Genomic DNA, 13,842 nt, shown 5'->3' on the forward strand with positions numbered 1-13,842 from the left:
TCTGCGTTATATCCGAGTCTGCAGTGCATATAACATTTCTAGCGCTTTGCGCGGCGTCAAGCCGTCCAAGTCAAGCTTAGCCAACTCATCCAGCACCGGATGCGGCAAACTGGCGAACATGTCGCTCTGGTGCGGCGCGCTCGGTTTATTGCTGGCTTTAGCTGGGCTTGCCACGGGCATCTCGTGGGGCAGGGCGGTTTCTTCCAGGCGGCTCAGGTGCTCGCGGGCACGGGTGATCACCTCGCTCGGCACACCGGCCAGTTGCGCCACGGCCAGGCCGTAGCTCTGGCTCGCCGGCCCCGGCAGCACGTGGTGCAGGAACACGATGCGCTCATTGTGCTCGGTGGCATTGAGATGCACGTTAGCCACCAGCGGCTCGTTTTCCGGCAGTACGGTCAGCTCGAAATAGTGCGTGGCAAACAGCGTATAAGCGCGCAGATGCGCCAAGCGCTCGGCCGCCGCCCATGCCAGGGACAGACCATCAAAGGTGCTGGTGCCGCGCCCCACTTCATCCATCAACACCAAGCTGCGTTCGGTGGCGTTGTGCAGGATGTTGGCGGTTTCGCTCATTTCCACCATAAAGGTCGAACGGCCACCAGCCAGGTCATCGCTGGAACCGATCCGGGTGAAAATGCGGTCCACCAGCGACAGCTCGCAACTGGCCGCCGGTACAAAGCTGCCGATATGCGCCAGCAACACGATCAGCGCGGTCTGGCGCATGTAGGTGGATTTACCGCCCATGTTGGGACCGGTGATCACCAGCATGCGGGTATCGTCATCCAGCGACAGGTCGTTGGCAACGAATGGCGTAGTCAACACCTGCTCCACCACCGGGTGGCGCCCCTGCACGATGCGCATGCACGGCTCACTGACAAAGCGCGGGCAGTTCAGGTCGAGGTTCAGCGCGCGCTCAGCGAGGTTGCTCAACACATCCAGTTCCGCCAGGGCGGCGGCGGTGTCTTGCAGTGGCGCCAAACGGCTGATCAAGTCTTCGAGCAAGGCTTCATACAGCATCTTTTCCCGCGCCAGAGCGCGGCTCTTGGCCGACAGTGCCTTGTCTTCAAACTCTTTGAGCTCAGGCGTGATGAAGCGCTCGGCACCTTTAAGGGTTTGACGCCGCTGATAGTCGATCGGCGCCGACTCGGCCTGCTTGCTCGGCAACTCAATAAAGTAGCCGTGCACGCGGTTGTAACCGACCTTCAGGTTGGCCAAGCCCGTGCGGGCTTTTTCGCGGGCCTCCAGGTCAATCAGGAACTGCCCGGCGTTCTCGCTCAGCGATTGCAGCTCATCCAGTTCGGTGTCGTAACCGGTTTTCAGCACGCCGCCGTCACGGATGATCGCCGGCGGGTTGTCGATAATGGCTTTTTCCAACAGCGCCGCGAGGTCCGGGTAAGTGCCGGCCGTCACGGCGAGTTGTTGCAGGTGCGGCGTGTCCAGTTCAGTCATCGCCACTTGCAGTTGCGGCAGCGCGCTCAAGGCATCGCGCAGGCGTGCCAAGTCACGCGGCCGCGCATTACGCAGGCCGATCCGCGCCAGGATGCGCTCGATATCACCGATTTCTTTCAGCTGCGGCTGCAGCATTTCAAAGCGATAGCCATCCAGCAGGCAGGTAATAGACGTCTGGCGCGCTTGCAGCACAGTCAGGTCGCGCAGTGGGCGGTTCAACCAACGGGTCAGCAAGCGGCTGCCCATGGCGGTCTGGCAACGGTCGACAACCGATTGCAGCGTGTTATCGCGGCCACCGGCCAGGTTGGTGTCCAACTCCAGGTTGCGACGGCTGGCGCCATCGAGCACCACGGTATCGTCCAGGCGCTCATGGCGCAGGCTGCGCAAATGCGGCAAGGCGGTGCGCTGGGTTTCCTTGGCATAGCCGAGCAAACAACCGGCGGCGCCGATGGCCAGGGTCAGGTTTTCGCAACCGAAACCTTTAAGGTCTTGCACCGAGAATTGTTGGCACAGACTCTTCAGTGCCGAATCACGCTCAAAGTCCCACGGCGCACGACGCTTGGTCCCACGACGCTTCTCCGCTGGCAAGTCCTTAGGCCAATCATCCGGGATCAGCAACTCCACCGGGTTGATACGCTCCAGCTCCGCCAGCAAGTTCTCCCAGCCCTTGATCTCCAGCACGCTGAAATTGCCACTGGTGATGTCCAGCACCGACAGGCCGAACAAACGCTCATCGCCCAACACCGCCGCGATCAAGTTGTCACGACGCTCATCCAGCAACGCCTCATCACTCACCGTGCCCGGCGTAATAATGCGCACCACCTGACGTTCTACCGGCCCCTTGCTGGTCGCCGGGTCGCCGATCTGCTCACAGATCACCACCGACTCGCCCAGCTTCACCAGCTTGACCAAGTAGCCTTCCAACGAATGGTAAGGAATCCCACACATCGGAATCGACTGCCCCGCCGACTGCCCGCGCGCGGTCAAGGTGATGTCCAGCAACTTGGCGGCCTTCTTCGCGTCTTCGTAGAAGATCTCGTAGAAGTCGCCCATGCGATAGAACATCAACTGATCAGGGTGCTGGTTTTTCAGGCGCCAGTACTGCTGCATCATCGGCGTGTGGGAGGACAGATCGGAGGTGTTTTTACTCATTGGATAGTAGGCAAATTCGTTGAAAGTGATGGGGCAAAGGGGGCGCGTGGTCCAGTGTCGATCAGTTGCGGAGCGCGGACTTCCAAACGACACAGGCCGAATGTGCGAGCTGTCGAGCCTTAGCGAGGCTGCGAAGGGATCGCCGCGCAGTACCTGCAGGCCGCAGCCCCTGCATCGCTGAAGTTCGAAAGCTCAACATCGTGCCCAATCGGGGTCGCTTAACTGATCTGCATTGGGCGCTTGGCCCAGCATTTGTTGCGATGGGTGCAAGGTTAACACGTGAAGTCGGGGCTTCGCAGGTCGTAAACGGCTAGGTAAAACACAAAAAAGGGCGGCGCCTTTATATAAGCGCCGCCCTTTTTTACTGTCGGCCCTTAATGATTGTTAACAGGCGAATCCAACACCTTCACAACATCATCAACCACCGCTTTCACCATCTCCTGCAAGTAATGCGATGCCCAGGCATAACGGTCCGTCTCCTTGGTCATCGCCGCATCTTCTGCAAGCTGCTTGGCAACGTGGAGGAGGTCGGAGGCGTGATGCAAGGCTTGGTGCAGGGAAACACCGCTGTTGACGCGGAATAGAGGTTGGTCGGAGTGAAAGGAGAAGGGGGTGACGCCGAGGGTGGTTAACGCAGACGGATTTGTAGCGGTCATCGGTAAAACTCCCATATCAATTGAGAGCTACCACGTTCGTTGTTTGAACGAATGCGTGGCGCTTTTGGCGCCTGCATCTAGACGGGTTATCAGGCCCGGTCGCTGAATTGGCAGCGACGGAGGGAGGGTAGCGTGGTGGTGGGGTGGGTGCAACTGGGAAATGGGTAACCTCCGTGCTTCGCCAGTTGCCATCGGACCCAGGCGGAAGGATACGCCCCGGAAATGATCACCTAAAGATGTAAGACCTCTGGTCAGTGGCTTAAAGGTGAAGGCAGCTTTCGGCCAGAAGCGGTCATTTAGACAGGAAAAAACAAACCGGCTCGCTAACCCCGCTTTTTGACCGGCATCGGCCAATGCTTTAGACCTTCCTCAGCGTACTTTCTTAGGCCAGGGTCGAGCTGTTGTGTCATGAGTTCCAAAGCTACCTTTGAATCGCAAGAGCCAATACGCGCTAATGCATAAGCGCACTTGCGCTGGAACGCTTCCAGGTTGCCCCACCTGATCAGGTGCTCGAAATTTTTCTGCGCGGCTTCCGTAATCGCGTACGTCGCGCAGTTTTCCCCGATTAACCCCAACTCGAAAACGATGTCTTCATGCTCTTCATGCCAGTCTTCCAGCAGGAGCTTCGCCAAAAGTGGCGCGGTAATTTGTGCGTCGACGCCGACGAGTGCAGCCCAGAAGGCCGCACCGTCTTTGGCCCGCAAAGCGGACTCAGTTTTCTCATACAGCCCGCTCATGGGAACTTTGCTCCTGGCTATAAACAGATATCTGGAAAACGGCAGTGTGAATCGCCCTCAGTTTTCCAGACACATCCAAGGTCTGCAATTGGCCGATTGCAGCCTGTCAGGGCTTCCTAAGTTTGATCTATCTCGAGCAGCAGCACCCAACGGTTAAATGGCGCCGAGCCAGCCAAACCCAGCACATCAAAAAGAACCCATCTCCGGGTCTTTACCGAAAAAGCCTGTACGGTTCGCCCAGGGGTGACGCGGTGTGCGTTGCTGGTCGATATGACCTCACCAGACGTGCTTCCAATGTAAGGCGAATTTCCAGGGTCAAGCATACCGAGTTGCAACATCCCGCAGGCGTCGGGAAGGTCCAGAGACAATGTTTCACCCGTTTCCAGGCGCCCTACGACCACTCCATCAATAAAGATTGCCAGCGGGATAGCATGGCCATAGGCGCTATCAAACAGTCCTTTTTTCCGTTTAATCGTGATTTCCATGTACTGCCCTTAAGGTGCTCACCACACAGAGTCTAGGTGCATTTTTACGGCGCACTACGAGAGAGCGGACTGGAATCTGAAACTCCTCTAGTTTATTAGACAGGTGGAATGGCCGGTATTGGCCGATAGCTGCCCGATGCGAAGGGCTGCAATCGACCCAAAGCGGACATAACTATCGGCATTATCATTCTTCTAAAACAACCACGTAATCGGAGAAGTCGACATCACCAACACCGTCGCTACACGCTAATGTCATCTTGCCATCGGACTCGCAGACGTGAATTCCTGCATTGCCAACCCATGCATTCATGCCAAAAGTGCTTTTCCATACGTTCCAGATTTTTAAAGTACTTCCGACTTTGGAAAACACTTCTATCTCTACAGCATCAGGACTGGTATCAGACCACAAAATTATCTCGGGATAGCCATCGCGGGAGCCGTCGACCACGATCTGCCCACTTACCGCCTTTAATGCTAACCCTTGCACTCGACCGTTCGTAGCACTCAATCGGCGAATTGAAAAGACGGTTCTGGGCTTCGTGATCTCGATCTCCATGATCGCAACGACGGTTTTCCCATTGAAAGTTATGGGCTTTCCTTTAGTGCGCATAAATATCGAAGAGAGCGCTTCTTCCATTTTCAGTCCCCCGGGATTTCTCAGGCCGTTTGAGTCAGCTTGGCCCAGGCGAGGTTAGCATCTCTATAGTTTGCGGGTCTCATGAGCGGCTACTTTTGGCCGATAGCAGCCTCTCAGACTTTGAAATTGACGAGTGCCTAGGCCCCCATTGCTTACTGACGTGTTGGCTAACGCCTTCTGGATTTGCATTAAATATGCAAATTAGCATTTGCCAACCCTGAAAACACCCGGCACTATCCCCGTTATGCAAAAACGCAACGTTTCTATCGTCTTAAGAGAACTGCTGGACCGCGACCGGATCTCCCCCACGGAGCTTCACCGGCGTACCGGCGTGCCTCAATCCACACTCTCGCGGATCCTCAGCGGCAAGATCGTTGACCCGTCGGACAAGCACATCTCACGCATCGCCGAGTACTTCCGCGTCAGCACCGACCACTTGCGCGGGCGCGCGGCGGTGGGCGCTTTGCGCGATGACGGGCGCGACCCGATGCATTCGGAACTCAAGGACATAAGCCTGTGGGACGACGACACGCCCGTTAATGATGACGAGGTGTCGATCCCCTTTCTGCGCGAGGTTGAATTGGCTGCTGGATCAGGAAGATTCGTCATCGAGGAAAGCGAGAAGGCTAGCCTGCGTTTCGGCAAGCGCAGCCTGCGGCATAACGGTGTGCAGTTCGACCAGGCCAAGTGTGTGACGGTGCGCGGCAACAGTATGTTGCCGGTACTGCGCGACGGCGCCACGGTGGGCGTGAATGCCGGCAAAAGCGGCATTGGCGACATCGTTGATGGCGACTTGTATGCCATTAATCACAATGGCCAGTTGCGGGTGAAACAGCTCTACCGTCTGCCTTCCGGGATTCGCCTGCGCAGTTTTAATCGCGATGAGCACCCGGACGAGGACTACAGCTTCCAGGATATCCAGGATGAGCAGATCAGCATCCTCGGTCATGTGTTCTGGTGGGGCATGTACGCCCGTTAACCTTCTTATGTAAGACACAGCCCGCCAACGAGCGGGCTTTTTTTCGCCTGTAGAAAACCGTCAAACCCTTACCCCACAAGGCTGTAAATGCATTGATGCATTTGACTGGGAAAAATAAATGCATTTGTGCATTGCCTGTATATGCATACATGCATATTCTTCATCTCAAGCCAGCCAACAAGGCTTGGTGGAGGCAGCAAGGATGCTGCCAAGGAAGACAAGGAAGGCACGCAACATCGGCAAGGACGCCATCGAAGCGATGGCAGGGATGCCAGGCAACACCGGCAAGGATGCCGACGCTCTTTAGTTTCACCGCTTCAAAAAACAGGCAGCGATGAACCGGCCTTAACGGTTCAGAGGGTTGGCAACTGACCCGGGTGTGCAGCGTAAAGCACCAGAAGCAGTTATCCGGCAGACAGGGATCGTGGTCGGAAAAACATTGAGGAAAGAACCGTACCGCGCCAGTAGCGCCGAAGGTTCGAGGACATCATTACTGAAAAGCCCGGGCAACCGGGCTTTTTGGAATGCCTACCGATAAATGGATTTACCCCAACAAAGCCGGCACCGCGCCGGTAATGCTCAGCCAGGAGGCGTGACATGACAAACGAGCAGCAAGCGTTAGCGGAAATGCCTATCTGGCTGGTGATCGCACTGGCCGTGATCGGCGGTGTATCCGGCGAAATGTGGCGCGCCGACAAGGAGGGCGCGCGGGGTTGGTCGCTGATTCGGCGCCTGGCCTTGAGGTCCGGGGCGTGCATGGTCTGCGGGGTGTCAGCCCTGATGCTGTGTTACGCCGCCGGCATGTCGATCTGGACGGCCGGCGCCATTGGTTGCCTGACCGCCATGGCCGGTGCGGATGTAGCCATCGGCCTTTATGAGCGGTGGGCGGCCAAGCGCATCGGCGTCAACGAAGGCTCCCGCCAGGACCCGCAGTAACCGTTGCAAGGACGCTACTCAAAATGACGCTTATCGAAAAACCCTCCCAACTGCCCCAAGCCATTGGCGACGCACTGCACGCCGCGTTCCCGGACCTGAAGGTCGGCACTCATCAAGACTTTCAGGGCGCCGAGGATAAAACCGGCGTATTGATCACGGTCGAGGGCAACGGCCCGGGCATTCGCTCCCGCGAAGGTCGTAAAGCCCACGCCTTGGCCATTTCGCTCAAGGCCATGGTCGCGCCGGGTGCATTGCCGTTTGATGCCTGCGACCTGGCCAGCCAACTCATGGACCTGGTGCTGGATAACCGCTGGAACCTGCCGCAGGCACAGTGCGATTTGCCGACGAATATCGTCGCCGCTCCCTCTCTGCGGGCCACTGCGCAAACGGACTACGACACTTGGACCGTTTCCTTCACGCAAACCCTCTATCTCGGGCCGGTGCTGCTCAACGATCCCACAGGCCAGCCGCTGTTTGCCCGCACTTGGGAAGTGTCGAACATCAACGACCCCGATCAATACAAACCACTGGCGGAGTAGCCCATGTTTGACGCGCTGTTACGCATGCAACTGGGGCCGATCATCGAGCGTTTAGTGGAGATGGAAACCCAACTCGAAGACTTATACCGACGCGCCGAAAGTTTCTGTCGAATCGGCGTGTGCCAGGAAGTCGATGCTGCCAGCAACACTTGTAAGGTCAGCCACGGCGACTTGCTCACGCCGGCGATCCGCTTCTTCAACCCTAGCGCCGGTGCGCAGACCGAAACCCGCATCCCCACCGTGGGTGAGCAATGCCTGTTGCTCAACTACGGCGGCGGTGAGGGCGGCTCGCAGTCAGTGGCGTTGTTTGGCCTCAACAGTGATCGCTTCCCGCCGGTTTCCAGCGTGGCGACGCTGACCCGACGCCGCCATCAAGACGGCACCCAAAGCGACTACGACGACGCCAGCCACACCTTCAACTGGGTCAACGGCCCAACCACCTTCAGCGGTTCCCGCGAACAGGTCGACATCAAGGTCGGCGCCGCCAGCCTGACGATGAGCGCCCAGAACATCACCCTGCAAGTCGGCGGCACCAGCCTGTTGCTGGATGCCGGCGGCGCGCACTTCAGCGGCCCGGTGGTGGACCACCAAGGACGCGTCATCAGCCCCCGATAAGGACATCCCATGATCGGAATCGATCGAAACACCGGGGCAGCCGTCGATGACTGGCTGCAATTCGTGCAGCGCGCCACCCGAGCGTTGACCACCCCTTTGGGCACCCGCCAGAAGCGTCCGCTGTATGGCTCGATGATCCCGCAACTGCTGGGCCAGAACCTCGGCGACGACCTGCTGATCCTCGCCCAAAGCCACGCCGCCCAAGCGTTCTACAACGCGCAGAACGGCATCGGCGACTTCCAACCCCAGGTCATCGTCGCCGCCCGCCAAGGTGCCGGCCTGTTGCTGCGTTTTGCCGGCACCTGGAAAAACCGCCAACAAACCTTCGAGGTCGTGACATGAGCATGTTGATCCCCGGCCAGAACCAACTGGCGGAGCCGGCCATCGTCGCGGTGGATGAGTTCGAACCGTTGCTGGCTGAATTCAAGGCGTTTGTCGTCGATTATGTCGCCACCCGTGCGCCGCAAAGCGCAGCCAAACTCAAGGTCAGCCTCGACAATGAAAGCGAGTTACTGACCCTGGCCCTGGAAGCCTTTTGCGTGCGCCTGCAAACCCACGAGCGCAAATACAATGCGCGTATCAAGCAGATGCTGGCGTGGTGGGCCACCGGCAGCAACCTGGATGCGCGCCTGGCCGACATGGGCCTGGAGCGCCAAGTACTCGACCCCGGCGACCCGGCGGCTTTCCCACCTGTGCCGCCGACGTTGGAAAGCGATGACGATGCGCGCCTGCGTTATTACTTGGCGCCACATGCGCCGGCCGCAGGCTCGCGGATGCAGTATCGCCGCGAGGTTTTTACCCTCGGCGAGCGGCCTTCGGTGAACGTGCAAAGCGCGACACCGGGCGTGGTGACGGTCAGCTACACCTTTGATCCGGACGGCTATGCGGCCCAGGTCAAGGATGGCAATGGCCGTCGTACAGCGCCGGGAGAAGTGATGGTCACCGTGCTTTCTCGTGAGGGCGACGGCACGCCGTCTGCCGATTTGCTTGACGGCGTTCGGCGCCATTTCGCACGGCCGGATGTACGACCGGAGACTGACCTGGTCAGCGTGCAAAGCGCGCAAATCCTGCCTTACAAAATCCGCGTGGTCGCCAAAATCAACGCCGGCCCGGATTCGGGGCTCACTCAAGTCGCTGCGCAGAAATTGCTGCAGGATTACGCAGAGTCTTGTCATCGTCTGGAAGGGCGGGTGGATCCGAGTTGGATCGACTATGCGATTCACAGTGCCGGTGCTGCGCAACTGCAGATCCTAGAGCCTCTGGCGCCGATTATCGGTAGCGCGTTCCAGGCGCCTTATTGCACGGGTGTCGAGGTGGAGGTGCGTGCGCTATGAATGAGCCCAAAGCGAGTTTGTTGCCGGCCAACAGCTCTCCGTTGGAAAAGGCGTTGGACCTGGGGTTTGGCAAGCTGCTCGACCGCGTGATGCCGCCGTTTCCAGCGTTGATGAATCCACTGCAAACGCCTGCCGAGTTTCTTCCTTATCTGGCCGCCGACCGTGGTGTCAGCGAATGGGATGCTGATGCCAGTGAAGTTGAAAAGCGCCTCACCGTGGCCTTGTCTTGGCAAATACAGCGTCAGGCTGGCACGCCCAAGGCCTTGAGCTACGCAGTGGAATCACTGGGGTTCACTCCCAACATCACCGCCTGGTATCAACAGCGGCCATTGGGTTTGCCTTATACATTCGACGTGCAGGCGATCATTGGGCGCAGTTGGTCCGGCGGTGACCATAACCGGCTGATCCGCCGCATCAACGCGGCGAAAGGCGAGCGGGACCAGGCGACGATCACCATCGTTCACGAAACCGAAGGTCAGATTGCGTTTACGCAGGCCCTCCACTCCCCGTTAAGTGACGGCGAGTTGTATCTAGACGGAGCGCTGCCGGAACTGGCCTTGGTTGCTCGACTTAACAGCGCTGGGGTTGCCCGGCACTACACCATTAACGACTACGACCTCAGGACGCAGCTATGACAGATGACATTACGCGCCTGGTGCGCTTCACCTCCAAAGGTTTGGATGAAGTGCTGCAGGCAAAGAACCAGGGCTTGAAGGGCGAAATCACCCACATCGGTGCTGGCAGCGGCCGCTACAACCCAGACGGCACAGAAGTGGCCTTGCGTGATGAACGCCAACGGGTCGCCATTGTGGATTATGAGGACTTGGGTGACCGGCAACTCAGGATGGCCGCGCTGTTTGATGGCGAGACCGAGTATGAGATTGGCGAGTTCGGGTTTTATCTCTCCAGCGGGACATTGCTGGCGCTTTATTCGGTTGCGGAAAAGTTGCTGACCTATAAATCGTCTGCGGCTCGAGTGCTTCAACGGTTCACGTTAGATATTTCGCCGTTGCCGACGGACAGTGTGACGGTGGTGGTGGGCAGTGAAAATCTCAATGTCTTAATGACTGAAGAACTCGCCCAGGTCGCCGCGGCCAGTATTGACAACATGGCGAGGTATGTGGGGATTTTGTTACGTGTCATGAACGTGGAAGTCAAATAACGATTTTACAAGGAGTTTAAAAAGATGAGTTTGGAAACTGTAATCGCTGGCTTGGTATCGGCGTGCAATGCTTTAACAGATACAGTAAATAAAAAAATCTCATTGATCGATCAGAGAGTAGCGGCCGCAACTGAGCAAGTACCAGCTGCTGTTCGAGCAGAAGTTAATAAGGCTCTGTATGTCGATTCTTCCAGCGGTGTGGACACCAATAGTGGACTGACCCCCGATAGGCCACTCAAAACTATTGCAGCGGCAGTGAGCAGAGTTATGTTGTGCGGCTCTGCTACTATTTTTTTGCGTCGTGGCAAGGTTTATGAGGTCGGGCGTGGGCTGGGGGGGACCAACGTTGACAATATGTCGCTTCTATTTGTTCCTTACGGTACGGAAGCCTCTAAGCCAATTGTACGCGGAGCGTTGGTTCGCTTTTCTGATTCGAATGTCTATGTGTGCGGAGGTTTTTCTGCTTTTACTGAGATGTCTATTAAGTTTACGGACTGCCGAATCGAAACAGGGCTAGCAAATGGAGTGTCGCAATATGGCCCGGATTACGGAGGGTTGTTTTCTCGCGACGGTGGTTTGGGGGAGAGTGTGAGCTTCAAGCTGTTCTTTCATAAATGCGAAATCGTTGTTCAAGACGTTCCGCTTTTTACCACGTATTACGGTTTTGTTCAGCTGAGCCTCGCGCAGACAACGATTAGTAAGGGCGGGTCGCAGACGACAATCATTAATGTCGGTGTGCCGAAAATGGTGGATATCAGTACGGTGTCTATTTTTGGTTTCGGTGCCGGGGCAACGCTTGATAGCTTGCTTACTTTGTCACCAGGTTCCTATACGTCCAGGCAGGCTTATACAACGATTTCCGCATAAGGAGTTTTAAGTGAGAACAGTGAATTACAAGGGCTCTATATACGTCAATCCAGATGCTGAGAGTCTGGCAGGGATTGGTTTGTCGGCTGAGGATGCGGCAGAGGTTATGGCACAGCTGGTTAGCAGTGAAACCCTGCAACGTCGAGACGAACTGTTGCAAGTCGCGGCAATACGCATCGCACCTCTGTTGGATGCACAAGAATTGGGGGCGGCAACCGATGACGAGGTGGCACGACTGCGGGCCTGGAAGCTATATCGAATTGAATTGAACCGCGTTGATAAGCAGTCGGGTTTTCCTGCCTCACTTGATTGGCCTGTAGCGCCTATCCAGTAACTGACACGACCGCGTAAGCGGTTTTTTTTCGCCCACTGAATTCCCCCGTTTAGAGGGGCACTTTTGCATCTGGAGATACTCACCTATGGCCAACCGCCAAACCTACACCGTCCTCATCCCATTCCCCACCGGAGGTGGCCATTGGTCCACCGCCGGCCAAGAGCTGGAACTGCTGGACGTCGAAGCATCTGCTCTACGCACCGCCGGCCGCCTGGAACTCACCAGCATCCTCAACTCCACCCCCAAGAAGGCTGACTAACCATGGCTGAGGTTTTGAACTTCGAGCACAACGGCATCACCGTAAATGCCACCGAATCCCCCGAGGCCATGGGTGGCCTTGGTGATAACGTCATCGGCCTGGTCGGCACTGCGCCGAATGCCCACGCGTCGATCCCTAAAAACGCGCCGTTCCGCATCAACAGCTTCACCACCCAGGCGCTGCTGGACCCGACCGGCGCTGAGTCGGGCACGCTGTTCCAGGCTGTTTACCAGATCCTCAAAGTGGTGAAGGTGCCGGTCTACGTGGTGATCGTGGAGGAGGGCGCAACCCCGGCCGACACTGTCAACAATGTGATCGGCGGCAATGAGCCAGCCACCGGCCGCAAACTGGGCCTGGCTGCCCTGAGCAGCGTCCCGGAAGACCTGACCATCATCGGCGCCCCTGGCTTCACCGGCACCAAGGCTGTGGCCGGTGAGTTCGCCTCCTTTGGCAAGCGCATCAAGGCCCGTGTGGTGCTCGATGGCAAGGACGCGTCCGTCGCTGACCAAGTGACCTACAGCGGCGAGCTGGGCGGTGCCGACCTCGGCTTCGACCGTTGCCTGCTGGTGCACAACATGCCGTCGGTGTACTCCAAGGCAGCCAAGAAGAATGTGTTCTTGTCGCCATCGTCGCTGGCCATCGCCGCTTTGGCCAAGGTCAAGCAGTGGGAAAGCCCAGGGAACCAGGTGACGTTTGCCGAGGATGTTTCCCGCGTGGTCGAGTACAACATCCTCGACACTTCCACCGAAGGCGACCTGCTCAACCGTTATGGCGTGAGCTATTACGCGCGCACCATTCTTGGCGGTTTTTCGCTGCTGGGTAACCGTTCCATCACCGGCAAGTTCATCAGCTACGTGGGCCTGGAAGATGCGATCAGCCGCAAGCTGGTCAAGGCCGGCCAAAAAGCCATGGCCAAGAACCTCACTAAGTCCTTCATGGACCAGGAGGTCAAGCGCATCAACGACTGGCTGCAAACCCTGGTCGCCGACGAAACCATCCCCGGCGGCAGCGTGTACCTGCACCCGGAATTGAACAGTGTCGAGAAGTACAAAAACGGCACCTGGTTCATCGTCATCGACTACGGCCGCTACGCGCCGAACGAACACATGATTTATCAACTCAATGCCCGCGATGAAATCATCGAGCAGTTCCTGGAGGACGTTCTTTAATGTTTACCAACCGTGTAAGACAGGCCATTGCGGCCACCCTTCAAGGCCTGCCGTTGTCCGCGACCGTGGAAGAGTTCGATCCGCCGAAGATTGAATTCGAGATGGAACCGATGTCTGGCGGGCGCTTTATTGCCGAAGAAATGGCCAAAAGCGGCAAAGTGCTCAACGCCACGCTGGTGCTGCAAGGTGCCGGCCCGGAAATCATGCTGGCCCTCGGCGTGCGCTTGGGTGACGACATCCTGCTGAACGTGCGTGAAGCCGGCCAGGACCAGGATGGCAAGACGTACTTCACCTATCACACCGTCGGCGGCAAGTTGAAATCCCTGCAGGAGGCGAAGCTGAAGATGGGCGACAAGGCCACCACCACGCTGGAGCTGTCCTGCCGCACGTACAACCGTTTGGAAAACGGCATTTCGGTGATCGACATCGACGTGCGCACTCAGAAGTTCGTGCTCAACGGTGTCGACATTCTCGGCGATGCGCGCCGCGCCGTATTGATGCCTTAACGACCACGGTGATCTGAAGTGGGCACAGT

Annotated in this window: 18 protein-coding genes; 13 read left to right on the forward strand and 5 right to left on the reverse strand. The window is 57.5% G+C overall.

Annotated features, from left to right (window positions below):
- Positions 1 to 6: 6 nt before the first annotated feature.
- From mutS to KZH41_RS07470, 5 genes are all read right to left on the reverse strand, one after another.
- Positions 7 to 2,598, reverse strand: a complete 2,592-nt coding sequence (gene mutS, locus KZH41_RS07450) for a DNA mismatch repair protein MutS (protein WP_094952855.1) — start codon at positions 2,596 to 2,598, stop codon at positions 7 to 9.
- Between the two features lie 374 nt (positions 2,599 to 2,972).
- On the reverse strand, positions 2,973 to 3,254 hold the full coding sequence (locus tag KZH41_RS07455) for a DUF3077 domain-containing protein (protein ID WP_242154682.1): 282 nt from the start codon (positions 3,252 to 3,254) through the stop codon (positions 2,973 to 2,975).
- A gap of 323 nt (positions 3,255 to 3,577) precedes the next feature.
- Positions 3,578 to 3,991, reverse strand: a complete 414-nt coding sequence (locus tag KZH41_RS07460; protein ID WP_263274612.1) for a hypothetical protein — start codon at positions 3,989 to 3,991, stop codon at positions 3,578 to 3,580.
- Between the two features lie 116 nt (positions 3,992 to 4,107).
- Positions 4,108 to 4,476, reverse strand: coding sequence for a hypothetical protein (locus KZH41_RS07465; RefSeq protein WP_221294237.1), 369 nt, complete (start codon positions 4,474 to 4,476; stop codon positions 4,108 to 4,110).
- A 184-nt stretch (positions 4,477 to 4,660) separates the two neighbouring features.
- Positions 4,661 to 5,113, reverse strand: a complete 453-nt coding sequence (locus KZH41_RS07470) for a hypothetical protein (protein ID WP_263274613.1) — start codon at positions 5,111 to 5,113, stop codon at positions 4,661 to 4,663.
- A 244-nt stretch (positions 5,114 to 5,357) separates the two neighbouring features.
- On the opposite strand from KZH41_RS07470, the gene KZH41_RS07475 reads away from it, so the two are divergent.
- The 13 genes from KZH41_RS07475 to KZH41_RS07535 all read left to right on the forward strand — a co-directional run bounded on the left by KZH41_RS07475 (position 5,358) and on the right by KZH41_RS07535 (position 13,813).
- Complete coding sequence (locus tag KZH41_RS07475; RefSeq protein WP_073637233.1) at positions 5,358 to 6,092, forward strand: helix-turn-helix transcriptional regulator; 735 nt, start codon at positions 5,358 to 5,360, stop codon at positions 6,090 to 6,092.
- A 597-nt stretch (positions 6,093 to 6,689) separates the two neighbouring features.
- The gene (locus KZH41_RS07480) at positions 6,690 to 7,028 is read left to right on the forward strand and encodes a phage holin family protein (RefSeq protein WP_083359891.1); all 339 of its coding nucleotides are present in this window, start codon (positions 6,690 to 6,692) and stop codon (positions 7,026 to 7,028) included.
- 23 nt (positions 7,029 to 7,051) lie between these two features.
- Entirely contained in the window at positions 7,052 to 7,567 is a 516-nt protein-coding gene (locus tag KZH41_RS07485; protein ID WP_083359890.1) for a hypothetical protein, read from the forward strand.
- A gap of 3 nt (positions 7,568 to 7,570) precedes the next feature.
- The gene (locus KZH41_RS07490; protein WP_263274614.1) at positions 7,571 to 8,182 is read left to right on the forward strand and encodes a phage baseplate assembly protein V; all 612 of its coding nucleotides are present in this window, start codon (positions 7,571 to 7,573) and stop codon (positions 8,180 to 8,182) included.
- A 9-nt stretch (positions 8,183 to 8,191) separates the two neighbouring features.
- Positions 8,192 to 8,524, forward strand: coding sequence for a phage baseplate protein (locus tag KZH41_RS07495; protein ID WP_263274615.1), 333 nt, complete (start codon positions 8,192 to 8,194; stop codon positions 8,522 to 8,524).
- The gene (locus KZH41_RS07500) at positions 8,521 to 9,516 is read left to right on the forward strand and encodes a baseplate J/gp47 family protein (protein ID WP_263274616.1); all 996 of its coding nucleotides are present in this window, start codon (positions 8,521 to 8,523) and stop codon (positions 9,514 to 9,516) included. Before KZH41_RS07495 ends, KZH41_RS07500 begins: the two co-directional genes overlap by 4 nt.
- Positions 9,513 to 10,151, forward strand: a complete 639-nt coding sequence (locus KZH41_RS07505; protein WP_263274617.1) for a phage tail protein I — start codon at positions 9,513 to 9,515, stop codon at positions 10,149 to 10,151. Before KZH41_RS07500 ends, KZH41_RS07505 begins: the two co-directional genes overlap by 4 nt.
- Positions 10,148 to 10,678 carry a hypothetical protein gene (locus KZH41_RS07510; RefSeq protein ID WP_263274618.1) on the forward strand — a complete coding sequence of 177 codons (531 nt, stop codon included), beginning with the start codon at positions 10,148 to 10,150 and terminating at the stop codon, positions 10,676 to 10,678. Before KZH41_RS07505 ends, KZH41_RS07510 begins: the two co-directional genes overlap by 4 nt.
- 24 nt (positions 10,679 to 10,702) lie before the next feature.
- Positions 10,703 to 11,545 carry a hypothetical protein gene (locus KZH41_RS07515; RefSeq protein WP_263274619.1) on the forward strand — a complete coding sequence of 281 codons (843 nt, stop codon included), beginning with the start codon at positions 10,703 to 10,705 and terminating at the stop codon, positions 11,543 to 11,545.
- A 10-nt stretch (positions 11,546 to 11,555) separates the two neighbouring features.
- The gene (locus tag KZH41_RS07520; protein ID WP_263274620.1) at positions 11,556 to 11,879 is read left to right on the forward strand and encodes a tail fiber assembly protein; all 324 of its coding nucleotides are present in this window, start codon (positions 11,556 to 11,558) and stop codon (positions 11,877 to 11,879) included.
- 85 nt (positions 11,880 to 11,964) lie between these two features.
- Positions 11,965 to 12,138 carry a hypothetical protein gene (locus tag KZH41_RS07525; RefSeq protein WP_263274621.1) on the forward strand — a complete coding sequence of 58 codons (174 nt, stop codon included), beginning with the start codon at positions 11,965 to 11,967 and terminating at the stop codon, positions 12,136 to 12,138.
- A 2-nt stretch (positions 12,139 to 12,140) separates the two neighbouring features.
- Positions 12,141 to 13,307: a phage tail protein gene (locus KZH41_RS07530; RefSeq protein WP_083359883.1), complete on the forward strand. Its 1,167-nt coding sequence runs from the start codon at positions 12,141 to 12,143 to the stop codon at positions 13,305 to 13,307.
- Complete coding sequence (locus KZH41_RS07535; protein WP_263274622.1) at positions 13,307 to 13,813, forward strand: phage major tail tube protein; 507 nt, start codon at positions 13,307 to 13,309, stop codon at positions 13,811 to 13,813. The genes KZH41_RS07530 and KZH41_RS07535 overlap by 1 nt, the downstream gene beginning before the upstream one ends.
- Positions 13,814 to 13,842: the final 29 nt, after the last annotated feature.

The organism is Pseudomonas sp. YeP6b (assembly GCF_025642995.1).
Lineage (GTDB): Bacteria > Pseudomonadota > Gammaproteobacteria > Pseudomonadales > Pseudomonadaceae > Aquipseudomonas.